Raw genomic sequence first — 23,911 nt, forward strand, 5'->3', positions numbered from 1 at the left:
CTTGGAGCATCGCCCCAGGTCAGCCCACCGATTCAGCCGAAGCCCATTACCCGGCGTCCGGCCACTCCTCGGTAGGGCGGGGCGGCTCGGGCTCGTTCAACCGCTCGGCTTGCCACGCGTTCTCCCCTCGCAGACTCGTCAGCCACGGCCACAGGTCCGGCAGGGTTTGCTCGGGACAGGCAAGACGATGCTCGATGCGGCACCGCTGGAACGGCTCGGCAGGACAGACGCCGTACACCGCCACTCGCCCGTCGGACGCCTCGATCCACCGGTACTCCGCCGGCACCAGGTGGGCGAGCGGAGCCATGTCGGGCTCCAGCAGCACCCAGTCATGTTCGATCGTCGCCACGCGTTCCTGTGGCAGACCGCAGTACCTGCCGTGGGTCCCGTCAACGCCATGGTGCGCCGGTTCCGGCTCTTCGACGCCCAGGGCGAGTACATCTCTCCCGAGGGGATACCCGCAGACATCCCTGCGATCGAAGGCGCCCACGTGATCGTGCTCCATCCGCCTCGGGGCCGTTTCAGCTGGGCGAACGGGCGAGTCTACGAGCACATGGAACCCATGCTCGCCCTCGATCGCCTGCTCGGGGATCAGGAGTCCGCCCGTTGGTTCGCGCGTATCCGACCCGCTCGCGAGCACGATCTGATGGCCGCCAATCCCGAGTAGCGCGTGGACGATCCGCAACGGCGCTCGGGTTGCGCGCACGCCGCCTTAGCGCTGACCCGCCGCTCGATGACCGCCCTCGGCTCAAGGGTCGACTCGCTGTCATGGAGCACGGTTCAGCCGGACCACGGTCTGGATCACCAGCTGCCCACGTTCGACCAGCGGTCCTCCCCGCGCCCGCGTTCCGCGTCCCCCGCCGCACTCGAACCAGCGAACCCGCCGCCGACCGCAGCGCCGAGCGTCGTGGGGTGGCCGTGGGGAGCGTCAGTGCACTCGGTTTACGTGTCCTGGCCATCGGAACAGCTGTAGGTGCTGGGATCTTCGTAGAACACCAGGACACCCACCACCGGGAGGCCCGCCGCCCACACTCGGTTCTCCAGCTGCTGACACGGTGTTTCGCGGAGCCGCGGACAGAGCCTTGAACAACTTCCTCACCCTCTGCTCGAGCGGTGGGCCAAACCTGCTCAGTGGGTCTTCCCGGCCTCCTGGTCACTCGCGGTGTGTCGGTCGGCACCGCCGATGGCACGCCCGTGGAGTGCCCGCACGGTCTCCCGGGACGCTTTACCCCTGGGTGGCCTGATCTGGCATGTGGCGGCTGGTGGAGTAGACGCGACGGAGCCGTCCGTCCGGAGCCAGCTCCCCGAACAGGTAGATCTCGCTGCCCAATCGACGCCCTCTCCTCATGGTGGAGTGCAAGGCGTACCGGGCGGCGACGCGGTCGCCGGCCACCAGGGCGTCATGGACCTCCACGTCAAGGGCGACCACGTTCTTCCGCACAGGGCGGGCATGGGCGATCAACCTGTTCCGGTCCAGGCACATACCGTCGTTGTGCCACTCGATGTCCGGGGTTTGGTACCGGTCGACGACCACGCCGGGGTCCTCGGCGCCCAGGCCCATCTCCTGGATGTACGACCTCAGATACTCGGCGAGTTCCTTCGCCGGGGTGGGCCAGGGACCGTCACTCATGATGCTCCTTCGGGACGAGGTCCTGATGGCAGTGACGTTTGAGTTGCCAGTTCGAGCAGGTAGTTGACCGACCACTGGTCGTAGGCGTGTTCGCCGTACTTGGCGGCGAGGATGCGGCCGTCAGGTGCGATCAGGAAGTCGGCGGGAAGGCCGAGCCGTCCGCCGTGCGGCCTGCGGGACGGCGGACGCTCCCGCCCGCGGAGGATCGTCCACATGCTGCGCAGGATAGCCCGGGCGGTCGGTGCCCAGGCCCGCAGGCTGAGCAACGCGCGACGCGACGACTCCACCCCGAACTCGGCGTACAGGCGCTTGGCGGGGTCCGCTATGACGGCGAAGGGGAGGTCGGTTACGTGCTTCCGCAGTTCCTCTGCGGGCGAGTGAAAGACCACGATCTCGCGGATTCCCGCTTGAGCGATCTCCGCGTGTCGTCGCACCACCGATTGAAGGTGCAGGTTGCAGATCGGGCAGCCGGCGAACCGCCGGAACTGAAGATGTGTCAGCCGGGCACCGTCGGGCACAGCGATCTGGGCGCCGGAGACGGCCGTGAGGTCATGGGCACCGACAACGACACCGGGCCCCAAGGATTCTGTCCGCGTGTTCCTGCGAGTCGTTTGCATGATCCCCCTTCTCCTTTTAGGCGTACGCCATACGCTTACCAGCGTAGGCGTATGCCGTACGCTGTCAACCGTTATGCCTCGCCCCCGCTCACTCACCCCGGACCACCTCGCCTCGTCCGCCCTCACCGTCCTGGACCGCGATGGTGTCGCCGGCCTTTCGATGCGTGCGGTTGCCAAGGAACTACGCATGAGCACGATGGGGCTCTATCGCTACGTGGCCGATCGCGAGGAACTCGAACGGCTGGTCGTCGAGTCCGTGCTCGGAACCGTCGACACCGAGCCGCCACCCCCGGATGCGCCGTGGGAGGAGCGGATCGAGACCCTGGTACGGCGTCTGCGCGACACCGTCGGCGCCCATCCCGCCGTCGTGCCGCTGACGATCACCCACCGGCACCGGTCCCGCGGGGTGCTGCGCTGGTCGGAGGCCGTACTCACTGTTCTCACCGAGACGGGCTTCGACGGCGCACGACGTGTCATCGCACTGCGGGCCCTCCTGAGCTACGTCATCGGGGCCATCCAGCTCGAGCACCTGGGACCTCTGACGGGCGAGGGTACGGTCGCCATCTCCGCTCTGCCGCCGATCGAGTTCCCGCGCCTGGCCGAGACCGCACACCACGCACAGGACGTGGGGGCCGACCAGGAGTTCTTCGGCGGGCTCGCCGCGCTGATGCGCGGCCTACGCAGGTAACGACAACGGCCCTCAATCGGCGGTCCATTGCGGCCTACCTGTCCGATCTCGCAGGCAAGTGCCGCCGGATCCACAACGAAGCCCGCGTGCACCTTTGGTATGAGCAGAAGTTCGGGGTGCCATGCCCGCCGCCCGCGTGCGAGTCCACCGAGGCCGGAATCGACGGCCTCGCTGCGATGGCATGCGGTCTGGGCGTCCGGCTGGGATTCGACAAAGGGCTGGTCGTGGGGCCCCGGCCCTGACCCCGCGGGAGGGCATATGAGACCAAGCCGACGCACTGGAAGGACGAGTGGCCGGAGCTCACCGTCCGGCCGTGGCCGAACTGATGGTCGGCCTGGCCACTCAGCCTTCACGGAACTGGTGTTGTCGGTGATCTCCGGAATGCTCCCGGCGGCCGGTGTTCCTTTTCAGACGGGGACGGCAGTGGTGTCGAGGGTCAGATGGACGGCCTGATCGTGGAGTGCGGCGGTGCTGATGACCGCAACTGCCTCCTCCCCGATCGCGGCGAGGGTGGCGATGTGTTCGCCGTATGTGAGCCGCTGCGCCTCGATCGCTGTTCCGTCCACGACCAGCCGGCCTGTTCCGGTGGCCAGTTCGTTGGGCAGCCGGATCGGTCCGTGGGGCGACGAGTTGAAGAGGAACTCATCCAGGAGCGCATCGGGCTCCAGGGTTGAGAACACACGGACGTGCTCAGGCAGGCGCCGCTGCGTGGTGACCTGCACCAGCATGGTCTGCTCCTCGTAATACCCGAGGTCGAGCCGCTGGAGGAGGCCGTCGACCGCGCCCTGGCCCACCAGGCGGCGCCATCCGGGCTCGGGCCGCGCGAGGACAGCCACCGGACGTCCGAACTCCCGCAGGGTCTCCAGCCATCTGCGATCGGCAGGAAGGCCCGGCCGGCCGGAGCTGTGGAACATGACGCCCCCTCTGACTGGTCAAAAAGTGCGGGTGCGACGCCCACTCATCGTGGCATCGACACGGGCGGTCGCGGACCGGAATTTCGACGAACCGATCAGGAAGCACCCGGGCCGTGGGGCGTGCGCGGCATCCGGGCAAGCCACATCTCGTCGTGGCAAGCGAGGGGAGACGACGAACGCACCGGACCACGCCGATACTGGACAGGGAGCCGCTCGGCTACCAGGGAAGGCGGGGCACGGCTGGCCCATGGCGCCGCACTCACGGTCACGACCTGGGTTCACAGCGCCTCGCCGGCCGCCGTCGGCCGTGCCGAACGTGGCGATGTGCTCACGCCACGGGGCCACCAGCTGCGGCGGCAGCGGCTCCACCCGCGAGGTCCGGCAGAGCCGCTGGTTCCCACTCCGGCAAGCGCCTTCCTCTGAACATCCCAGTCCCTGTGCCCCGCGAGGGAAGCGAACCCGCGGCTGCGTGCCCACGGCCTACCGGCTCAGCTGCACCACCGTTTGAATGACCAACTGCCCGCCGCGTACAAGCGGTTCCGCCCGGCCCCATACTCCGAGTCCCCCGCCCAGGAAAACCCTCTGCGCAAGAAAAGCTGCCGGTCAGGCCGCATATGTCCGCATGACACCTGAAGGCTCGCGATGCAAAGATCTGCTCCCTCTCAGGCGTCGCCGCAGGTCAGAAACGTTATGTCCACCTGGTGACCATGCGCAGGTTCATCCCCACCCGGAAACCCGCAGGAGGGGAAAGCTGCCCAGGCTGGCTCGCCAGGCGCGCGCAATACGATGTCTCTCTGCCGGGTACATGCGAGGCATACTTTCGGCATCGTCCCCATCCTGCCCACCAGACCCCTGGCCCTGGCCCTGGCACAAAGCAACGCCTGCTCGTCGTGGAGGGCTCGTTTTCGCGCCTTCGGCGCCTCACAAAGCGCCTGTCACCAGCCGGCCGACGAAGTCCATGTGCTGCGTATGGCCCGCTCGGAGCCACGTCTCGGCATTGCCGGAGCCCTTCGAGCCGTCACCGTACGCGCAGTCTCGCAGCCAGCGCTCACCTTCGGCGTGGCCGGGATCGCCGAGTTCACGGAAGCCGTTGTGCTCGACTATCCAACGAGCCTGGGCGCGTACCCGAGAGACGTGGTCGAGACCCCTGGTCGGTGCTCGGGCGATGAGGAAGCCGTCCGGTGTGGTGTAGCGCAGCAGGCTCCAGCCCGGGCCTGGTTGCCGGACGGGGGCGGTGTTGGCGCTGCAGGCGTGCTCCACAAAATAGTCGCCGGACACGAGCCTCCTCGCCAACTCCGGGCGGACGGTGCGCACCAGGTGGTGCAGCCGCCAGTCGTGGCGCACGGCGGTACGGGTGGGTTGCACGTCGATGTCGTCCATGCCCCGGGGGAAGGCGCCGGCGGTGAGGACGAGCGTGCGCCACGGGACGAGGGCGCCGAGGAGTTCGATCGCGATGAGGGCGGTCTTGGCGGCTTCCCCGGCGTCTTACCGACACGTCCACGTATTCATACGCCCGCCTGGCGGCTCGGGTGGTCGGCAGTACCGGTACATAGACGGTTCTGACCATCGCGGCTCCCCGTCGGTCCCGCAGCATGGGCGTATCGCGCCTGATCGAAGGGTGCGGGGAGAGCTTTCATGACGAAAGAGGGCCATTCAGGCCACGGCGGCGGTTGGAAACGCGTCGGTGCACCCGCGCACTCACCCCGGCGAGGGCTGTCCTCGACTATCCGGTCCGCGTCCCACCCTGCTCTGCCAGACTCGATGGCATGCCGAAGAGCCGTGGCCGCCGCAAGCCGGGTGGCGGCAAGAAGCCCGTACGCCGTTCGCCGCATCCCCTGCGACTGTCGGATCGTGTCGTGCGGGAGGCCCGAACGCTGCATCTGGAAGACAGGGATGTCCTCGCGGTGGGGGCGTGGGCGAGCGGGTGTCTGGGTGAGGCGTGGCTGGCCGCCGGAATGATGGAGCGCGAGCCGGAGCAGACGCTGTGTCTTGAGGTGGTGGGCCGGGCTTCGACGACACCGTCCCCGCATGGCCTTGCCGCCGTGGCCGCGCTGAAGCGGGTCGGCCCGCCCGACAGCCGCTCCATGCTCGGCGAGGCGGTCGAGATCCTCGCCGGATCGCAGCCGCTGCCCGCCTGGCACGCGGCCGCGCCGCACCGCCCGGTGCGGGCCTGGCGCGCGGAGGATGTGTGGGACAGCGAGCGAGTGCTGTTCGTCGAGTACGGCGGTCCCGTCCCGCACACGCTGATGGCGCAGATCAACGAGGTCGGCGGCACGATGGTCGACAAGCTGGCGCTGCTGACGCCGGCGGCGGCCGAAGCATGGGCGGCGATGCGGTAGGACGGCGAGATGCCGATGCCGCCGACCGAACAGGACACGGTCGAGGTGCTCGCGGATCTCGCCCTGGCACTGCGGCTGACGGACATGACCTGGCCCCGCCAGGACGACGAGGACGTCGTCGCCCTGCGGGCCCTGGCCTGGGCACGCTGCCGAGACCACCTGCCCGACTGGCCCGGACACCAACCGCTCGGCGAAGCCGAACGCACCCGTCTGCTGGACGCGTTCACCGCCTCCCGCACCGATGCGGCGCAGGAAGCCGACACCGTCAGGTCGCTGGCCGATCTGTTCCTGGACTACGGAGAGAACTACCTCAGCCGCGGTCCGCTGTGCTGGAGCCCCGGCCAGGTCGCCGGCTTTCTGGAGGACTGGCTGCCCCGCAAGGCCGTACTCGATCAGGAGCACCGAACGCTCTTGCCCGCCGTGCTGACACAATGGGTGACTTTCGCGCTCACCGAACGCGGTGTCGAGGAGCCATGGATCTCTCCCGTCATCGCCGCAGTCGATGCGTACGCGTCCGCCTTTCGCGCGGCCTTCGACGACGAGGAGGCATGGGGTCCGGCCAAGCAGATCTCGGCCGCCCTCGCCGCGCGGGGCATCGACCTGACCGACCGCGATGCCGTCGACGCCGCCGTGCGCACCCTCAACGCCGAACAGCTCGCCCGGCAACTCACGGATCGGCCCCGGCCGTCCGGCTCCTGACACGCCCCAGCCAGACGCGTGCCGCGCTCGCAGGCGGCGGATCGCGTCGTACGGCAGAGACTTGAAGAGTAGGCAGGAATAAGTGGACCAGAGCGGTTCCGCCACGACGCCTCCCCGAGTCGGGAGGCTGGTGGCACGGAGCGGAGATCTCAAGAGTGAGCTGGTGGCGTTCGCGCAGGGGCCGCGCTTCGCCCGGCGACTGGATGCCCGGCTCGACGAGGCCGAGGACCGACTCGGTTTCCTGGACGAGGCAACCGCCATCCAGACGATCGATCACTTCGCGCTGCAGTACCGGCTGGCGGACGGCTCCACCGTCGTCGAGCAGTTCGTGGCCCAGCGGCGGCCGCCGCTGTCGGAGGACGAACGTGCGATGCTGCTCGGCTGGCGCGACGTGGTCGAGGGGCTCTTCGAGGTACAGGACCTCGATCGAGGCGCCGCCATCCTGCACAACCTGCTGGACGACCTCGTCTACCGGGTCCACTCCAACCTGGGGCGGCGCGCTCTGCGGAATCTGCGCAAGGGGATGTTCGTCGCCACGCGCATCGTGCCCGTCCACCCCGACACCGACGCCTGGGTGGTCAGCGGCAACCTCACCACCTACCCGCCCGGCGACGGTTCGGAGTTGGCGCAGGTCGCCGTCCAGACCCTGGCTGTCAATCCGCAGCTGCTGCGCCGCAATCCCGAGATGCTGCGCACGGCCTGGGAGATGCAGGCCGAAGCCTGTGCCGACTTCGTCGACCTGTTCGGCACGGACCTGCTCGTCCTGGACCCGGCAGAGGCGCAAGTCCGACTGCGGGAGTATCATCGTCACCGGCAGGAGAAGGCCCTCGCCGGACTTGACGACGAGGCCGCCGCGCAGGCGAGGAACAGCGGGCCCTCGCTCGATGAACTCAGCAGTCTGCCCGAAGAGCTTCTCGACGCGGACGACGTCGCTGTGATCTGTGACGAGACCGAAGGCATCTGCTACTACGCCGACTTCGGCCGCCTCGACGCGCTGTTCGCCGATCCCGCTCTGGCCCGTAACCGCACCTGCCTGACGCAGCTTCGGGAGTACCTGAACGACGACTCCGTCTCCCCCATGGTCATCCGCCGCCTGGTCCGGCGGCATCCCGAGAACGCCGACGCCGTGTTCCACGCGCTCCTGCGCAAGCCCGCGTTCACCTGGGAGCGGGACGGGGAGGAGCTGCTGCGCCGTCGCAAGAAGAGTCACTACACACACGAGCCCCTGCCAAGCATCACCCCCGTCGGCGCCCGCCTCGCGGAACTCCTGCGCGCGGAAAGGCGCCACGGACGATGAGGCTCACCAGCGCCGCACTCGACGCCATGGTCGCAGAGGCGATCGTCGATGCCTGCGACGAGTACGAACAACTCGCCGCCCTCCAGGCAGTCATCGAGGACCGCCTCGCCCTCCCGTTCGACACAGTCGTACTCGGCGTCACCGTGACCGTCATCGCCGTCCAGCTCCGGTCCGGCAGCGGCATCGTCGCCCTGTGCGGACGCGGTCGACACCGTCAGGCGATCGGCCTCCTCGACCTACCGGTGCCCGAATGCGCGCCTGAGGGGTGGGCCTGGGTGGAGGCCTACCGGCGCTGGGCATCCTGAGCCGCGTACCCCATGCCACCGTCTCTCCGCTACTGCCAGGCGCGGACCAGATCTTCAGGCCCCCAGTGGGCAGCAAGCGGCAGACTGCCGCCGACACCACTGCGGGACACCGCGACCAGCGGGGTGTCAGGCCCGGCGCCGGGCACCGCGAGTACGTCCCGGGCCAGAGCGTCGTATTCGCGCCGGCCGAAAGGCTGGAACTCCAGCCACTTGATGGAGCCGACGAAGTGCACCGCGCCCGCCACGGGTTCACGGTCGGTGCCGACCAGGTCGATCTCGGGGTTGTTCTGCCGGTTCCACCAGCCGCCGACCGCCTCTGTCTCCGGCCATCGCTCATCTGGCAGCAGCCGCAGCAGCGACTCGCGGATGAGCGGCTCGACCGCACGCCCCCGCCAGGTGGTCCAGGACCGCTCGATGCGCTCCAGGGCAAGGCCGCCCCGGCCGCGCTCGATGAGCGGGATACCCCGCTGCAGGAAGGCCAGCCAGAAACGGAGATACGGATCGGCGATGCGGTAGCGCTTGTTCTTGGTGTCGGCCTTCGCGGACAGCGGCAGGTCGGCCGCCAGAACGCGCTTGGCCTGCAGGGTGTTCAGCAGCGGGGACAGCGTGCCCGACGGCAGGGCACCTGTTCCCCCGGCCTGTGCCGCGATGGTGGAGAAGGTCCGCTCGCCGCTGCCCACCGCTTCCAGCACCGCCCGCGAGTGGGACGCCTCGGGGAATTCCCCCAGCAGCGACAGCTCGCCCGCCACCAGCAGCGGCGACAGCGGATTCGCCACGGCCTCGCGCAGGAAGTCCACCCGGCCCATCCCGGGCCGCCACGACTGGACGATTTCCGGAAAGCCTCCCGTGATCAGCAGCGCGTCCACCGCGTCCGCCGCGTCCAGCCCGGTCATGGCCTGCACATCGCCCAGGTGCAGCGGCCGTACGGTCATCTTCGCCGCCCGCCCGAAGAACGGGCGGCCATACGACTGCAGCGCCTCCATCACCGACATGTCGCTGCCGACCAGAATGAGCAGGACCGGCTTGGCGGACAGGTGACGGTCCCAGACGGTCTGCAGAGCCCCCTCGAACTCCGCGTCCTGCTCCACCAGCCACGGCACCTCGTCGATCACCGCGATGCTCGGGGCGTCGTCCGGAACCGCGACGGCCAGTGAGCGTAGCGCCTGATTCCAATCCGCGGCCTGCAGCCCGGCCACCAGCTCCGCCCCCGGTAGGGCGGACTGGGCGAGTGCCCCAGTGAAGTCCGCCCGCTCGGCCACGGCATTGCGGCCCCGGGTCGCCTGGAAGACCACATACGGAACCCGGGACCGGTCACAGAACTCCTGGACCAGGCGAGACTTCCCCACCCGACGCCGTCCGGTCATGATCACAGCCTGCCCACGGGTAGCCCCCGTGCCCTCGATCACCAGGCCCAGCTGTTGGGCCAGCAGGTCCAGGTCAGCCGCCCTCCCTTTGAATTCCACAGGCAGCCCCTCTCCAGCCAAACATAGTTTCGATATTACGTAGATTGAATCTTACTTAGATGCTAGCCTGCTCCCTATTGCCAGCGCGAACCCGTCGGAAGCAGCGCGAACCGTCGGAAGCATGGACGGGCGCCACACCATTTCGGGCTTGGGCAGATGGCCGACATCGGTCCAACCAGAGATTCCCGCAGGTCACATCCGGTCCGGCACGACCGGCCCTTGCTTGCGGCTCCTGCCAGGACCCGAACCTGTGGTCGATCGCCGTGGACCTACCGGTTCAGCCGGACAACCGTCTCGATCACCAACTGTCCGCCGCCGACCAGCGGTTCCGCCCGTCCCAACGCTCCGAGTCCCCCGCCGGGGGCACTCGCCGGTCAGCCAGCAAAAATCATGCTCTGACCAGTGCGAATGCCGATTTGAGAGAGCGGGAGTCAGTCTCACTGACTCCCGCTCTTTCTCGTTCTCTCTCACTGTCCGCGCACCATCTGCGATACACGCGACACACCTCCGACACACTCACGTGTGGACGCCACGCGGCGGCGCAAGGATGCGGATACGCCCAAGCCGAAGAGCTTCATCGCGTGGTGGAAGACCCACGCCGATCAGGACAACGCCATTGGTGATCTCGCCTGGGAGGTCTCGCGCGATCCCGACCGGCCCTCACGCAAGGGCCTGCCGGGCCAGCGCACCTACCTTGATGAGCGCGGCGCCGTGCCGGCGGTCATGGAGACACTCGAACGTGCATGGACTCAACACGGTCAGTACAAGGCCACTCAAGACGAAGGACAGCGGCCCGACCCCTCATGGCTAGGGTCTGTCCGACGGCTCCCGTCACCGACCCCGCACCCGACAGCAATGTCACCCGAACGGCCCAACATGACGTGTCGCCCACATGGATGAACATCAAGCTGACTAGTGCCCCAACCGAGGCAATCCGTGAAAGGCGAACCAAATGCGCATTCGACGAATCCTCGCCGCCGTCATCGCCACGGCAGCCCTCGCCGGACTCGGCCTCACAGGCGCCGCCACCGCCACCGCCACAACCGCCACCGCCACAACCGCCACCCCCGCCAGCCTCACCCCGGGTGAGTGCGAGCAGGGCGGCGGAACGGTCGATCGGTCGAACACGTCTGCGGCCGGGCTCCCGACCTGCAAGGGCGGCAAGTACAACGGGCAGGATGTCGACTAAACCCCACTAGGCGCCCCGCAGCCACGCGCTGCGGGGCGCTCCCACGCGAGCGTAGCCGGGAGAGCCGCAGCTACGTGCCGACCCATAAGGGCGGTCCGAATCTCCCGGACCGCCCTCGCAGCGCGATGACACGGAGCGCTATGCAGCGTCTCCGTCCTCTTCCAATGCCCTTGTGATCTTCGCGTTGGCGGCTTCCTCGTGGCCGTCGATGCAGCCGTGATAGCGCCGGTGGATCACCTCGGGAGAGTTGCCAACCCGCCGGGCAACCTCAGCGATCGGCACCCCCGCGTTCAACCACCGCGTGATGCACGCGTGCCGCAGGTCGTACGGGCGCCCGGCCAACGGCGAGACGACGCGCTCAGGCGGGAGCGCATACTCCCGCGCCTCCTCCCACACCCGCCAGTAGGTGGATGAGCCGACCACTCCCCCACGTTCGTTTCCGAACACGCGGCCTTCCTTGGCCGCGCCAAACGCATCCACGTGAGCCCGAAGGATCGCCACCAGGACGGGCGGGATGGGGACCGGTCGCTCTTTGCCTCCATCTACGAGATCCCGCTCTTCCGGCAGGACGAGGTGCTGCTCCCGTGGGAGGCGGTCAGCCGCGTACGCCACGAGGCGGGCGAGGTCCGCTTCTACTCCGGCGGTCAGGTGGACCACGTCTTCGACGCTCCGCTGATCAGGCTCGCGGAGGAGGTGCCTGGCGAGGAGCTGCCGGAGGACCGGGCGCACACGCTGCTGACCGCGCTGAACTGCCCGGTTCCGGGCTATGAGGAGCGGGAGAAGGCCGAGTCACTGCTGGTCGGCTTTCTGTACCTGAGCGAGGGCCGGATGCGGCTGTACGTACGCCATCAGGGAGACTCCGACGTCGTGGCCTGCGACGTCCGGCTCTCGGAGGCAGGGCCGGCCGTGATCGCAGAGGTGTTCTCCCGCTCGCAGGAGCGGGAACTCTTCGAGGAGCCGCAGGACGATCCGCACTGCACGGCCGTGCTGGATCTGACGCACTGAGCAGACCGACATCGCGTGGGGATCAACGGAACACCGGCCGAGGGCCAGGCCGGTCGATTCCCGCGTGGACCCCATCCATTCCAAGTGAAGGCGGTTCGCAGCTCGGCACCGATTCAAGAGAAAGTCCATCGACCGAACTCTCCGTGGCGAGGATCATGGTGGGATGGCTGCGTACCTCTACGACCGGCTGGTGACGGAGGACGAGTACCGCCAGCGCGTCCGGCGGTACCGTCCCAGCTCACTGCTGCCCCTGATCGCCGCAGCGGCGGCCCGCTACGGCGCTCCCGAGCGGCCGCAGCCCTGGCTGAAAAGCCCTGCGATGAAGTACACGCCCTGGACTCTGGCTGACACGGCCCGCGTCTGCCTGGCTTACGGCACCGAGTACCAGCGCTCCGAGGCCACCGAGCGTGACCTGCTGGAGATCCTGGCGGCGTACTCCAGCCTGCAGGAACCTACCCTGCACGGCACGGACGAACCCACGGTCCGCCTCCGGGACTTCACCGGGAATGACGGGCGCGGTTCCTCACCGCCCGGCTTCGGGCCCGGCGCCGCGAGCGCGGGACGCGCTGTGGCCCGGGCACGAACAAACAGCCTGACCAAGCCCACAGACCTTGACCGAACAGATAGAAGCACCCCCCGACGTGGACTCAGTCGCCCGGCGCTGCAGCCGAGCATCCGGGGAGCGGGCGGACGGCTGTCGTTCATCGGCTGCCGCGTTGGCCGACACGGTCCGCGAGCAACTGTCCCGTCGTGGACATGAGCACTGCCGGGCGAAGCGTGATCAGCCCGTTCAACGCTGCTAGCCAGCCCCTTGGGCCGAGCCGCAGCGCCTCGGCGATTAACGCGTCCGCCCGAGGTCCGTCACTGTGCGCAGCGAGCCGCAGCAGGGTGGCCGATTGCAGAACGGGATCGTCGGTGGACTGCAGCACAGACTCGGCGCGTTCGGGATCCGCCGCCCAAACCCAGGCCAAGGATGCGTCGCTGCGCGCCCATGCCTGGTCGACGGGGTCACCGGTGGACTGTGCGAGGTCGGCCACCTCCTGTGCCAGGGTGCGCGCGCGGCCTTCTTCTTCCGTCTCGCGCCATGCTTTCGCCGCGATCGCCAGCACGAGGGCTCGAGTGGTCGGTGTATCGGCCGACCGCGCGAACTGCTCAGCCTCACGGGCTACTCGGGCGGCGTCGTCCGTGAAACCTGCCGCGTGCCAAGACTGTGCGGCGGCTGCCATCACCCAAACCTTGAGCGCCAAGGCGACACCGGCGAGAACCGAACGCTTGGCCAAGGAGAAGAGTCCTGATTCCGCAAATGCGCGCGCGGCTCCCGATAGCCCCCAGGCGCGGTCGTCCGGGCTGACGGCCGATCGGACGAGCGCTTCTGCCCGGTTCCGGTCCGACATCGACGCGGACCGCCACAGTTTGGCCTCTGGCGAAGCCACCTGTGCCGGGGAGTCCAACACGGGTATCTGCCGTGCGAATCGTTCGGCGTTCCCGGCCGCGGCACGGCAGAGGGCGGCGTCGCGCGCACGAGCCGCTGCTTGCACCGCGGCCACCAGGTCCCACGCGTCGAGGGTCAGCCCAACGACGAGTCTGATGAAGTCCTCGGCGCCGTGCACGCTCCCGTCTCCGCCTGTTGCCCCCCAGTTGAAGTCCTCGACCAGCCAGGCCGAACTGTCGGACTCGATGATGCTGCGAACGATCTGTTCGCAAGGATCTCCGGCGGCGGTGCTGCGAGCCAGAGCCGCCATGCGTCGCGAAGCCTCCACTGCCCAGGTCCGGGACGCCGGGTGATCGATCTGGCGGATGATGTCGCTGGCCAGATCGACCGCCCCGTCACGGGCGGCCGCCGGCGCGGAGGCCCTCAACACCACATCCACTGCGTCATTGGGCCTGTCTCGGCCCAGAGACATGCGGCGGGCTCTCGCCCGAGTCTCAGCGATGTCCTTCTCTGATGCGCCGGCGTGGAAAACGAATTGATTCTTCGGTAGATCCGAAAGGGTGCCGGCGAGTGCGTGAGCTGTTCGGGCAAGCTCTTTGGCGTGGTGCGGGTTGCCTGCGTCGAGCCAGGCATGGGCGGCCGTCGTCAGCGCGCTCACCTTGTCGCGGGGCCATTCGACCGCCTTGGCCAGTTCCTCGATCTCCCTGGCGACGGCCTGGGCGCAGCCAAGGTCGTCTGACCGGGCCCAACCCCGCGCCACCGCCGCGAAAGCACGAATTTTCGCCTGCCGCTGCTCGTCGGGATCGGGGTCGGTGATGGTCCGGGTAATCTCCTCCGCCCGGACGAGGTGTCCCTCCCGTGCCCACGCCGCTGCTGCCTCGGCCACCTTGTAGCCCGATCCTGGTGTGGAGTCCTCCGGCCGCCGCCGCCGATCCTGGCTGGTCAGAATACGGATGATGCCCGCGGCATCATCCATGTCGCCGGTGTCGACCCACACCCGGAGCGCCTCGTGTATCGCCCATATCGCATAGGGGACGTTCCCGGACTGGGCAATGTCCTGAGCGATTTTCATGATTCCTTCGGCTGCCGCCCGAGCCCGATCGAGTGCGCCCGCTCCAGCCCACGCTCTTGCCACGCTCCCCAGTACACGCGCATTGTCCAGGGCCCGCGATTCACGCAGCCCCGGTTTGATCCGGCCACCAGCGCTTCTTCGGGCGCTCTGCTCGACCTCCTCGGCGGTCGACCGGGCCTGGGCGACCGCCCCGATCCCAGCCCACATCCGGGCGACCTCCGCGAAGACACGTGCCCGTACCCGTTCGCGGGCCGCGGGGTCCGGCGGCAGTCGGCTGCCATCGGGATCGGCCTCGAAGTGTCGGCGAGCGGATTCCGCCGCCTCTGCCGCCACGTTCCGGGCCCGCTCGGCCTTCCCCGCCTGGGCCCATGCCGGCGCGACCGTCGCGAGTGCGAGGATCCGGGACTCGCCGTCAGGGAGCAGAGCGGCCAGGTCCTCGGCGTATCCGGGGTGACCGGTCGCGGCAAGGGCCTCGACCGCCCGTTGCACGACCGTCGGGGCGTCGTTGCCCGCTGCGGTGACCGCCTGGGGAAGCGTCTCGGCCAACACGGCCTGGACCCGATCGTCATCCCCCTGGTCGGCCAGCACCTGGACCAGCTCCACCCACGCGGACAGTTGCGCCTGGCGTCTGGTGATGGACCGCGCAAGCGTCGTGGCGCGCGTCGGCCGCCCCATCCTGGCCCATAGGGCGGGCAGCCGTGGGGGGATTCCGTCGTTGCGGTGGGTGATGTCCGTCAAGCGGGCGCCCAGCAGCACCATGGCCTGCAGATCCGGGGAGCTCTGGTCGGCCACCGCGTTCTGTGTGTTGGCGATCTCGTCGAGAGCGGTGGCGTCCCCGCCGCTCATATCGAGCATCCGGTTGTGGCGCGGCTTGTCCAGGGCGCAGTCGATCATCCGCTGCAGGTCGGTCCCGGCCTGCAGCATCCGAAAGTAGCCGCGCAACAGGTACTCCGGGGTCCGCGCGGGCCAGCCCTCGGACTGGTAGCCGTCCGCCCAGGCGTGCAGCCGTCGGCGATACTCCGCGAGGCGGGTCTCCCCCAGGAACAGCGCGGCGGTGCGCTGCAGTTCCTCGTGGGCGAGGATGTAGAGTCCCTGCGCCGCCGCATGGTTCGACCAGCTCGCGGGGCGGCGGGCGAATGCCCTGCCGGTCACCGTCTGCAGGGTCTCAGCGATCCGCCAGGGCTCGTGCCCGGTCAACTCCTCGAGATCCTGCCCGCTCAGCCCGCCGCCGGAGGCCACGACCAAGCCGAGGAGGTCCTGCTCCACCTCGGCACCGCCGAGCAGGCGTTTGAGGTCGCGCTCGGCTTCCCGCCGGACGACCCGCGCGTGCGGTGACGGTTCCAGCGCGCGCACGATCTCCGGGTTCCGCAGCGGGTGTTGCTCGGGTACGTCGTCGGGCAGCGGAGGGTCGGGCCGCGCCGCGAGCACGATCCGCATCCCCGCCACCGGGCAGGACGGCAGCAGCGCGGCGATGCTGTGCTCCGCGGCCCCCAGGTCCTCGTCGAGGCCGTCGACGACCAGCACGAGACGGCGCCCCTGCTGCTCGCATACACCGGCCGCCGCGTCGAGCATGCGGAGGAAATGGGCGGGCCTGGTGGCCGGGGTCGAGATCGGTGGCACCGGCTCGTTGAGGATCTCGGCCAACTGCTCGATGACGATGTCCAGGAAGGCTTCCCGGTCGCTCTGCGCGGCCAGCCGAGCGGTGATGAAGAAGGAGACGACACGCGTCTGCTCTGGTGGCTCGCGAACGAAGGACAGCAGCAGCGCGGTTTTCCCGGCCCACGCCTCGGCGCTCCAGAGCAGATACCCGCCAGGTCCGGGCCGGGTACAGAACTCCGCCAGCTCCGCGAGCTCGCCCTCCCTGTCCGCGAGAGTCTCGGGCGCCATAGCACGCACCTGGGCGAGATAGCCGGAGCGGGGGATGGGAGGCGCGGAGTAGAAGTTGACAGCATCGGCATGGCCGATCGCCGTGGAGTGATGGGTGGCGTGGGCCGTGTAGGAGGCCGGTGCGCCATGGTCAACGGCGTGCGGGCTGGGAAGAGCAGCCGGTCCGTTCAGCCCTGTGACGGATCCGGCGTGGGAGGGGGGCTGATGTGCGCGCCTCCGTTGATCACGCCGGCGGCGATCGAATTGCCCTCGGCGCTGACGTTCGTGTCGCCTCCGACGGCAAGACCGCCCTGGCCGGCCGATACCGTGCCTTGGTACTGGGTGAGCAGCCCCTGGAGTTCCTCGGCGGCATGAGCGCGCTCGGTGTCGGCAAGATCCTCCAGTAGGGCCTCGATACGAGCCTGCCAGCCCGCCTCGTGACGCAGACATGCCCGCTCCGACTCAGCCGACCCGGAGGCTGCGGCGGCCTCCAGTTCACCCGCGGTCCGGTCGAGGCGTTCCAGTTCGGTGCTTGTACGCTCCTGGTCCCCCCGTCCGATCCAACGGGCCACCTGCTGGCGGAACCCTGCCCATGCGTCTGTGCTTGCGGCTTGCACCACCGCGGTGCCTCCCGCCGCGGCAAGCACGGTCATCTCTTCTGGCAGCATCCTCGTCCTTCCTCCTGAGAAATCAGCTTCGGCCCTGGTGGGGCGCGACACGAGCGCCACCGCCACGTCACTCCATCAGACACGTGCCGACACTGTGTCTGGCTCCGTCAAGAGAGCGCCCTCTGCCAGAACGCGGGCGCTGGGCACTCTCCGGCAGCGGCCCGGCATCCCGGCGAATGCACCCACGCAGCGCACCCTCCCCGTCCAGCCAAGCGGCCAGCTCCACCGCGTTCTCGCCATCCTCGACGAGCGCCACTCCCCCGACATACGGACTCCTCCCGCACAGCCTCAGGCTGACGCTGCAGCGCCACACGTTCTCGGCCGGCCATGATGACGTGCCCCGTCCAGCGCTCGGCCCGGAGTACGGCGCGGTCCGCCGCAAGGTTGTCCTCGTCCGTTCCCGCGTCGGATCCCATCAGGACGTGGAGCAGCCGGGCGCGCCACACGTCGGGGTCCGTCGCGCACGCATCCAGCACGCGTACGGCGCAGCGCCCGCACAGGCGCCGCCGTCGGCCCCGACCGGTCGTCGGCAGGCCGCCTCCCTGAGCACGGTGTTCAGGTCGTGGACGGCTCCGCCTGCGGAACCCGTGAGTCCGGGCGCCGCCCCGGTGGCCAGCACGGCGGCCGCCAACTCCACTGCGCCCACGGGACCCCCTTCAGTTGTGCGGGTTGTGCGATGTCATGGACCTCACCATGACCAGGAGTGATGCAATGGCGATGAATTTCCGATGATGTGCGCAGGTGGAGGCTTCAGGTGGACGACGGATCTCCAGAGCTGCTGCGGTTCCAGGTGCTCGGGCCGTTACGGGCATGGCGGGGCGGAACTCCACTGGATCTGGGGCCGGTCAAGCGCCAGGCGGTGCTCGCCGCGTTGCTGCTCCGCCAGGGGGCCGTGGTGAGCCATGACCAACTGCTCGACTCGGTGTGGGATTCGCAGCCGCCTTCCGGCGGTCGCAAAGTGCTGCCGACCCACATCAACTCCCTGCGCAGGACGCTCGATGCGCAAGGCACCTCGCCCGCGGAATCGGTGATCCGCAGCGGCAAGGGCTGGTACCGCTTCGTCGCCGAGGGCGTCTGCCTCGACACGGCGGACCTGGCCGGGCGGTCGGAAGATGCGCTGCGCACCTTGTCCTCGGGCGATCTGGCCACGGCAACCGACCAATTCGCCGAGGCCATCGCACTGTTTCGGGGAGAACCGCTGACCAACCTGCCGGGACAGTTCGCAGAGGGCGAGCGAGGAAAGCTGCTGGAGCGCAGACGAATGCTCCGCAAGGAACGGCTCAAGTGCCTCCTTCTGCTGCGGCGGTTCGGCGACGCCCTCGCCGACTTCGACGGCCTGTCCGCGTCCGACCCCTACGACGAGTCCCTGGTGGCCTTGCGCATACGGGCCCTGTACGGCTGCGGACGTCAGGCGGAAGCACTCAATGTCTACGAGGACATGCGCCGGCGACTGCGCGACGAGCTCGGAACCAGCCCCCGTGAGGAACTCCGCCGGGTCCATGAAGCGGTGCTGCACCAGGACGACACCTACCTCCTCCCTCCCCCGCCGCCTTCCCCCAAGCCGCGCGAGAGCGCCCGGCCGGCCGAACTCCCCCACGACGCCCCGGGCTTCGTCGGCCGCACCGGCGAACTCGCCCGACTCCACGCCCTGCTCCCGCCCGAGCAGGAGCACGGCGCGGCGCACACCGTGGTCATCTCCGCCATCGGCGGCGCCGCCGGCATCGGCAAGACCGCCCTGGCCGTGCACTGGGCACACCAGGTCCGCGACCGCTTCCCGGACGGCCAGCTCTACGTCAACCTGCACGGCTTCGACCACGACCGGCAGCCCCTCGAACCCCGCGAGGCCCTCGAACTGCTGCTGCGCAGCCTAGGGCTCGCGGCATCCGAGATCCCCCCGCACCACGAAGCCCAGAGCCGCGTGTACCGGACCCTGCTGGCCGACCGGCGCGTGCTCGTTCTGCTGGACAACGCGGCCTCGGCCGAGCAGGTACGTCCGCTGCTCCCGTCCAGCCCGACCTGCTGCATAGTCGTCACCAGCCGTAACCGCCTCGGCGACCTCGTCGCCCACGACGGCGCCCATGCCCTGCCACTGGACCTGCTCCAGCCGGACGAAGCCCGCGCGCTACTAAGCCGCTCCCTCGGGGCGGACCGGCTCGCCGCCGACGAGCGCGCGGCCGACGAGCTGATCCGGCTGTGCGGCAGCCTGCCGCTGGCGCTGCGCGTGGCCGCCGCCAGACTGGCGGGTGACCCGGGCCTGAGGACGGCCGACCTCGTCGCCGAGATGACAGACGGCAACCGGCTTCAGGCGCTGGAGCCGGAGGACGAGGCCAACTCCCCCTTGCAGACGGCCTTTTCGGTGTCGTACCAGGTTCTGCCGCCCGGCGCGCGCCGGCTGTTCCGCCTGCTCGGCCTGTTCCACGGAGCGGAGTTCACCGCCGAAGCCTCGTCTGCTCTCCTGGGCACTCCGCTGCCGCAGGCGCGCCGCCTGCTCGGGACGCTGGCCGAGGCGCATCTGATCGAACCAGTGGCAGTGGGGCGGTACCGGTTCCACGATCTGCTTCGCGAGTACGCGCAACAGCAGGCGCGGGCGGAGGAAACGGCGGCAGATTGCGACGCCGCCTTGGAACGGCTCCTGATCTGGTACCTGCACGCGGCGCGCGCTGTCGGGGGAACCTGGTTCTTCCCGGAACTGCCCCGCGACCTGGGCCACGGCGGTCAACCGGGCCTGCCATCTTCCACCGGAGCCTCACAGTGGCTGGAGGCGGAGCGGGCCAATCTGCTCGCCGTAATCAACCATGCCGCCCATCACGGTCCCCGCCCCGTCGCCTGGCACATGGTCAACGCGCTGTTGGGCTACTTCTGGCTTCAGCTGCCGCGGGCAGCGTGGCAGGCCACCGCGCAGACGGCGCTCGACGCGGCCACGGCCGAAGGTGACCTGCTCGGCCAGGCAGCCGTGCACATCAGCCTCGGACTGATCCAGTCGGACCGGGGAGATGCCGGCCGAGCGCTGAAACACCATGCCCGCGCTCTGGACATCAGCCGGAAGCTCGGTTGGGCGACGGGAGAAGCAGCGGCTCTCGGCGGCAGAGGCCAGGCGGAGTGGTACATGGCACGTCTCGACAGTGCGCACGCGCATGTCACCACCGGAATGCGGATCGCCCGTGAGGCCGGGAATCTCTACCTTGAAACATTGGGGTTGGTTGTCATCGGTCTGACCTGCCGGGATCTGGGCCGATTGCACGAGGCTGCCGAGCAGCTCGAACTGGCCCTCGTCCGAAACCAGCAGATCAGCTGGTGGGACGACAGCCTGGCCCTGCAGAATCTGGGCTGGGTGTACTGGGAGCTCGGCCGTTTGACCGACGGCCTTGACGTCCTCGCACCCAAGGTGACTGCCGGCGAGAGGGTCGGGAATCGTACCGCCCGCGCCACGGTGCTCGACGCCCTCGCCAAGATCAATATCTCACTCGGCCGGCACGACGAGGCACTTGCCCAGGCCGTGCGCGCCTTTTCCATGGCGAAGGACAAAGGACGGCGCTGGATTCAGGCCAGCATTCTCAACACGATGGCCACTGCCCACCGAGAACTGACACATTTCGACCGATCGCTTCGGCTCGGCACGCAAGCGCTCGCCCTGGCCCGCGACTCGAGATACAGACGCCCCGAGGTGGACAGCCTCGTCGGCCTCTCCCTCACCCTCAAGGAGATGGGCCGTAACAACGAGGCCCGCGCCCACGCCGAGCAGGCACTGCGCCTTGCCCGCGCCCACTCCTTCCGTGTGGTCGAGGGTCAGGCGCTGACCGCCCTGTGCGACATAACGGCGTCCGAGGGGGCACACACCGCAGCCGTCGAGCTCGCCCAGGAGGCCCTGGCCATCCACCGCGAGACCGGCCACCGCTCCGGCGAGGCCCGCACCCTCATGGCACTCGCCAGTGTCTACCGCAAGACCCACGGCACTGCCGCCGAACTGCTGAGGCAGCAGGCACGGGAAATCTTCACGGACATCGGCATGCCCGCGAGATAATGGGCGAAAATCTCGACTTTCCACAGCCAGTCCGTCGCAATCGCCCGCGTGCGCACGCGACAGCGGTCACACACGCCCTGCTGTGGTGTACGCCTGCTGCATCCGCCGACGGCGTGATGCTTCGTGTGCTTATCTGGCCGTCCGCCATCGACGTGTCCAGATCCACCCCGCGGTTCCTCACCGCCCGGCTGCGGGCACGGCGCCGCGCGCGGGACGCGCTGGCGCTGTGTGAGTGCGGGCCGCCAGGCCCTGCTCGCTCTCTCCCGCCCTGCTCCGGTCGGCCAACTCAAATAACTTTGTGGCTGTATCGGTTCTGCCGTTTCTGGTGCCACATATCATCTGGCGCAGCAAGCACGCCGCCCACGAACGCCTTCGCGAGTTTGTCGACAGGGCGAACCTTGCCTGGCAGGGGCGACAGCACGGAGATGAATTCGTGGCGAGGAAGCCTCGCCGATGCGGCGCGGTCGGCCCTGTGGTGCGGGGATGGGTGAACGGCCGACAGGTATCGAAGTCCCTGACGTGGTCGGGATGTCGGGGCGGGGAGCGCACGCTCTTTGCCGTGGTCCGGGGCTGTTCCTGGGCTACTACAACATGGATCAGCAACTGCCGCAGAGCATGGTGATCGCTTATGAAGAGCCCTCACCCGGAACCATGGCGGCACCTGCCGCGACCGTCAGGATCTGGACGACATTGGATCCGCTGCCCGACGACCGGCGGCCGTAGTAGCCAAGAGGGCAGCGGGTGGACGACCGAATCTCTGGAAGACGACATCGCTGCGCGGGTAATTCGAACACCCTCAGCGGGACTTGGACCCGAGCATCATCGTCGCGTGGTGAAACAACCCCCATCCTGCTCGTCAGGGAGCAGGCGCTGGCCATCCTGAGTTCAGCAGCTCGGTCAGCCACGCTGCTGAAACTCGCACGCCCCGTTCCCGCTCCAGCCCATCGCATGGCTCGCGGCTGGTCCAGGTCATACCCACGTCGGCCGAGGCGTCCAGTAACGCGGCCGGTGCCCTGACGTCCTCGTCGGTGACCTGAGCGCCTCGCCCCTGACGCGCTCTCTTCTCGCGGGCAGCTGCCGGCAGATGGTGCTGGAGCTTCAGGCGCCGGCGGCGGTGACGATGGCGTCGGTGGCGAAGCCGAGGACGAGGCCCAGCAGGACGCACCAGGTCGTCAGGGTCTTCAGCGCGGCCTTGCGGGCAACGGCCAGCAGCTCGATGACCACGTAGAGGATCGACCCCGCGGCCAGGCCCAGGAAGGCGATCGACACCGTGTCGTTGACCAGGTGCTGGCCGACCACGGTGCCGAGGAAGGTCGGACCGCCGCCGATCAGGCCGAGCAGCAGCAGCGTGGCCCAGGAGGGGCGCTCGCCCTCGGCGGCCAGCGGGGCGACGATGCCGAACCCTTCGGTGGCGTTGTGCAGGCCGAAGCCGATGATCAGCAGCAGGGCGAGGGAGAGTTCACCCTGGGCGGCGGAGTTGCCGATCGCCAGGCCCTCGGCGAAGTTGTGCAGGCCGATGCCGGTGGCGATCATCAGCGCGAGGGAGCTCGCCCGGCTGCGGACCCGGGGGGCCAGCTCGATGGAGGCGGCGGCTCCGGGTCCGGCGGGCCGCGCCACGGATGCCGTACGGCGGGCGATCCAGCCGTCGTAGTACACCAGGCTCATCAAACCCGCTCCGAGGCCGACGGCCAGGGTGAGACTTCCGGAGGCCACGGTGCCCCAGTCGTGCTTGCCCAGCGCGCCATCGACCGGCTCCCAGGCGTGAGTCAGGACATCCCAGACCAGGAAGATCAGGATGCCGATGGCCACGGCGTTCAGGCCGGCGCGCAGCCCCGGGCTCGGGCTGCGCAGTCGGCCGAGGGGCAGACCGAGGTAGATGGTGAACCCTGCGATGGCGCCGAGCAGGGCTACCTGGGAACCGGACATCAGGGGGACTCCAGTTTGAACGAGCGGAGAAGTACCTCCCGAAAATAGATGAGGCAAGCCTTACCTAAAAGATACCTGTGGGGCGATTTTGAGAAAGCTTGGCGAATTCCCTGCACTCCGGCATTGCGGGTCTGGTGAACCTTCGACCAGCCGTGCCCCAGGCTTCGGGGGCACCGCGTACCTGGTACTTGCGGGGATGTCTCACGCCTTGGGTCGCCGTCCCCCCGTCCGGTCCAGTCAGTGGCACTACCTCGAACCGCTCTCGGCTCACCGTCTCGACGTCTCGACTCCCGCCGCCATGCCCTGACCCGGCGGCAGATGATCTCCGCCGGTATGGCGGCGACGACGGGAGATCAGCGCAGTGCCGAAGAATTGCTGTGCGTCTGGACGATGCCGTCACACTCTGCCGCCGTTGCACCGGTAAAACTGCGGCGGTCGCACGGGCCCGCATTCGAGACCTGCCGCCGTGTTGTAGCCGTCCAGGCCCACCCACACGCTGGAGTACTGGCTGCCGGAGGCGCAGCTGACCGCCGGCTGCACCCAGGTGGCCTGGACGAGGTTGTAGGCGCCGACGGCGACGTACCCAGACCAGTTGGCGGTTCGCACGGTGGCCGCGCTGGCGGCGCTCGCCGAGATCAGCACGGACGCGGCGGCAAGGACGAGCGACGCGAGGAAGATGCACATGCGTCTTAGACGCCGTCTCATTTGGCGTGCTGGGTAGTCTGCACTGTGTGGTGATGGTTGAGCGCATGGTGCCGGACGAGTTGTGGGAACTGTTCC

At 68.8% G+C, this 23,911-nt stretch carries 21 protein-coding genes and 1 pseudogene; 11 read left to right on the forward strand and 11 right to left on the reverse strand.

The window, feature by feature from the left end:
* Window positions 1–46: 46 nt before the first annotated feature.
* Window positions 47–349, reverse strand: coding sequence for a DUF6083 domain-containing protein (locus ACFY0P_RS43690; RefSeq protein ID WP_388927037.1), 303 nt, complete (start codon window positions 347–349; stop codon window positions 47–49).
* On the opposite strand from ACFY0P_RS43690, the gene ACFY0P_RS43695 reads away from it, so the two are divergent.
* Window positions 332–667, forward strand: a complete 336-nt coding sequence (locus tag ACFY0P_RS43695; RefSeq protein WP_388927040.1) for a hypothetical protein — start codon at window positions 332–334, stop codon at window positions 665–667. The two genes, ACFY0P_RS43690 and ACFY0P_RS43695, sit on opposite strands and share 18 nt — an antisense overlap.
* A gap of 558 nt (window positions 668–1,225) precedes the next feature.
* Here ACFY0P_RS43695 and ACFY0P_RS43700 read toward each other — a convergent pair.
* Both ACFY0P_RS43700 and ACFY0P_RS43705 read right to left on the reverse strand, forming a co-directional pair.
* Window positions 1,226–1,630 carry a nuclear transport factor 2 family protein gene (locus ACFY0P_RS43700; protein WP_388927043.1) on the reverse strand — a complete coding sequence of 135 codons (405 nt, stop codon included), beginning with the start codon at window positions 1,628–1,630 and terminating at the stop codon, window positions 1,226–1,228.
* Entirely contained in the window at window positions 1,627–2,067 is a 441-nt protein-coding gene (locus tag ACFY0P_RS43705) for an AhpC/TSA family protein (protein ID WP_388927046.1), read from the reverse strand. The genes ACFY0P_RS43700 and ACFY0P_RS43705 overlap by 4 nt, the downstream gene beginning before the upstream one ends.
* Before the next feature lie 253 nt (window positions 2,068–2,320).
* Between ACFY0P_RS43705 and ACFY0P_RS43710 the strand changes: the two genes are divergently transcribed.
* Window positions 2,321–2,935: a TetR/AcrR family transcriptional regulator gene (locus ACFY0P_RS43710; protein WP_388927049.1), complete on the forward strand. Its 615-nt coding sequence runs from the start codon at window positions 2,321–2,323 to the stop codon at window positions 2,933–2,935.
* A gap of 407 nt (window positions 2,936–3,342) precedes the next feature.
* Here ACFY0P_RS43710 and ACFY0P_RS43715 read toward each other — a convergent pair whose 3' ends face one another.
* Window positions 3,343–3,849, reverse strand: a complete 507-nt coding sequence (locus ACFY0P_RS43715; RefSeq protein WP_388927052.1) for a hypothetical protein — start codon at window positions 3,847–3,849, stop codon at window positions 3,343–3,345.
* Between the two features lie 921 nt (window positions 3,850–4,770).
* On the reverse strand, window positions 4,771–5,304 hold the full coding sequence (locus ACFY0P_RS43720; protein ID WP_388927098.1) for a hypothetical protein: 534 nt from the start codon (window positions 5,302–5,304) through the stop codon (window positions 4,771–4,773).
* A 311-nt stretch (window positions 5,305–5,615) separates the two neighbouring features.
* Between ACFY0P_RS43720 and ACFY0P_RS43725 the strand changes: the two genes are divergently transcribed.
* The 4 genes from ACFY0P_RS43725 (at window position 5,616) to ACFY0P_RS43740 (ending at window position 8,489) form a co-directional block, all read left to right on the forward strand.
* Window positions 5,616–6,188 carry a hypothetical protein gene (locus tag ACFY0P_RS43725; RefSeq protein ID WP_388927054.1) on the forward strand — a complete coding sequence of 191 codons (573 nt, stop codon included), beginning with the start codon at window positions 5,616–5,618 and terminating at the stop codon, window positions 6,186–6,188.
* Between the two features lie 9 nt (window positions 6,189–6,197).
* Window positions 6,198–6,887, forward strand: coding sequence for a hypothetical protein (locus tag ACFY0P_RS43730; protein ID WP_388927057.1), 690 nt, complete (start codon window positions 6,198–6,200; stop codon window positions 6,885–6,887).
* Between the two features lie 130 nt (window positions 6,888–7,017).
* Window positions 7,018–8,184 (forward strand): hypothetical protein, encoded by a 1,167-nt coding sequence (locus ACFY0P_RS43735; RefSeq protein ID WP_388927060.1) that lies wholly within the window; start codon window positions 7,018–7,020, stop codon window positions 8,182–8,184.
* Window positions 8,181–8,489: a hypothetical protein gene (locus ACFY0P_RS43740; RefSeq protein ID WP_388927063.1), complete on the forward strand. Its 309-nt coding sequence runs from the start codon at window positions 8,181–8,183 to the stop codon at window positions 8,487–8,489. The genes ACFY0P_RS43735 and ACFY0P_RS43740 overlap by 4 nt, the downstream gene beginning before the upstream one ends.
* Window positions 8,490–8,518: 29 nt before the next feature.
* Here ACFY0P_RS43740 and ACFY0P_RS43745 read toward each other — a convergent pair whose 3' ends face one another.
* The gene (locus tag ACFY0P_RS43745; RefSeq protein WP_388927065.1) at window positions 8,519–9,952 is read right to left on the reverse strand and encodes an ATP-binding protein; all 1,434 of its coding nucleotides are present in this window, start codon (window positions 9,950–9,952) and stop codon (window positions 8,519–8,521) included.
* A gap of 952 nt (window positions 9,953–10,904) precedes the next feature.
* Here ACFY0P_RS43745 and ACFY0P_RS43750 point away from each other — a divergent pair.
* Window positions 10,905–11,141, forward strand: a complete 237-nt coding sequence (locus ACFY0P_RS43750; protein WP_382731486.1) for a hypothetical protein — start codon at window positions 10,905–10,907, stop codon at window positions 11,139–11,141.
* Window positions 11,142–11,279: 138 nt separating this feature from the next.
* Here the strand turns inward: ACFY0P_RS43750 and ACFY0P_RS43755 are convergent.
* A pseudogene (locus ACFY0P_RS43755) lies at window positions 11,280–11,672 on the reverse strand (site-specific integrase); the annotation flags it as partial.
* On the opposite strand from ACFY0P_RS43755, the gene ACFY0P_RS43760 reads away from it, so the two are divergent.
* Entirely contained in the window at window positions 11,622–12,146 is a 525-nt protein-coding gene (locus tag ACFY0P_RS43760) for a hypothetical protein (RefSeq protein WP_388927101.1), read from the forward strand. The pseudogene ACFY0P_RS43755 and the gene ACFY0P_RS43760 overlap by 51 nt on opposite strands.
* Before the next feature lie 163 nt (window positions 12,147–12,309).
* Entirely contained in the window at window positions 12,310–12,906 is a 597-nt protein-coding gene (locus ACFY0P_RS43765; RefSeq protein WP_388927068.1) for a hypothetical protein, read from the forward strand.
* On the opposite strand, the gene ACFY0P_RS43770 is transcribed toward ACFY0P_RS43765, so the two are convergent.
* Together ACFY0P_RS43770 and ACFY0P_RS43775 are read right to left on the reverse strand one after the other, a co-directional pair.
* Window positions 12,848–16,537: a hypothetical protein gene (locus ACFY0P_RS43770; RefSeq protein ID WP_388927071.1), complete on the reverse strand. Its 3,690-nt coding sequence runs from the start codon at window positions 16,535–16,537 to the stop codon at window positions 12,848–12,850. The two genes, ACFY0P_RS43765 and ACFY0P_RS43770, sit on opposite strands and share 59 nt — an antisense overlap.
* Window positions 16,538–16,704: 167 nt before the next feature.
* A complete protein-coding gene (locus ACFY0P_RS43775; protein WP_388927074.1) occupies window positions 16,705–17,184 on the reverse strand; it encodes a hypothetical protein in 480 nt (159 codons plus the stop codon).
* 754 nt (window positions 17,185–17,938) lie between these two features.
* On the opposite strand from ACFY0P_RS43775, the gene ACFY0P_RS43780 reads away from it, so the two are divergent.
* Both ACFY0P_RS43780 and ACFY0P_RS43785 read left to right on the forward strand, forming a co-directional pair.
* On the forward strand, window positions 17,939–21,205 hold the full coding sequence (locus ACFY0P_RS43780) for a BTAD domain-containing putative transcriptional regulator (RefSeq protein ID WP_388927077.1): 3,267 nt from the start codon (window positions 17,939–17,941) through the stop codon (window positions 21,203–21,205).
* 483 nt (window positions 21,206–21,688) lie between these two features.
* The gene (locus tag ACFY0P_RS43785; RefSeq protein ID WP_388927080.1) at window positions 21,689–21,928 is read left to right on the forward strand and encodes a hypothetical protein; all 240 of its coding nucleotides are present in this window, start codon (window positions 21,689–21,691) and stop codon (window positions 21,926–21,928) included.
* A gap of 375 nt (window positions 21,929–22,303) precedes the next feature.
* Here ACFY0P_RS43785 and ACFY0P_RS43790 read toward each other — a convergent pair whose 3' ends face one another.
* The gene (locus ACFY0P_RS43790; RefSeq protein ID WP_388927083.1) at window positions 22,304–23,131 is read right to left on the reverse strand and encodes a ZIP family metal transporter; all 828 of its coding nucleotides are present in this window, start codon (window positions 23,129–23,131) and stop codon (window positions 22,304–22,306) included.
* A gap of 396 nt (window positions 23,132–23,527) precedes the next feature.
* A complete protein-coding gene (locus ACFY0P_RS43795; protein ID WP_388927086.1) occupies window positions 23,528–23,815 on the reverse strand; it encodes a G1 family glutamic endopeptidase in 288 nt (95 codons plus the stop codon).
* Window positions 23,816–23,911: the final 96 nt, after the last annotated feature.

It is taken from the genome of Streptomyces sp. NPDC001714 (genome assembly GCF_042892755.1).
Lineage (GTDB): Bacteria > Actinomycetota > Actinomycetes > Streptomycetales > Streptomycetaceae > Streptomyces.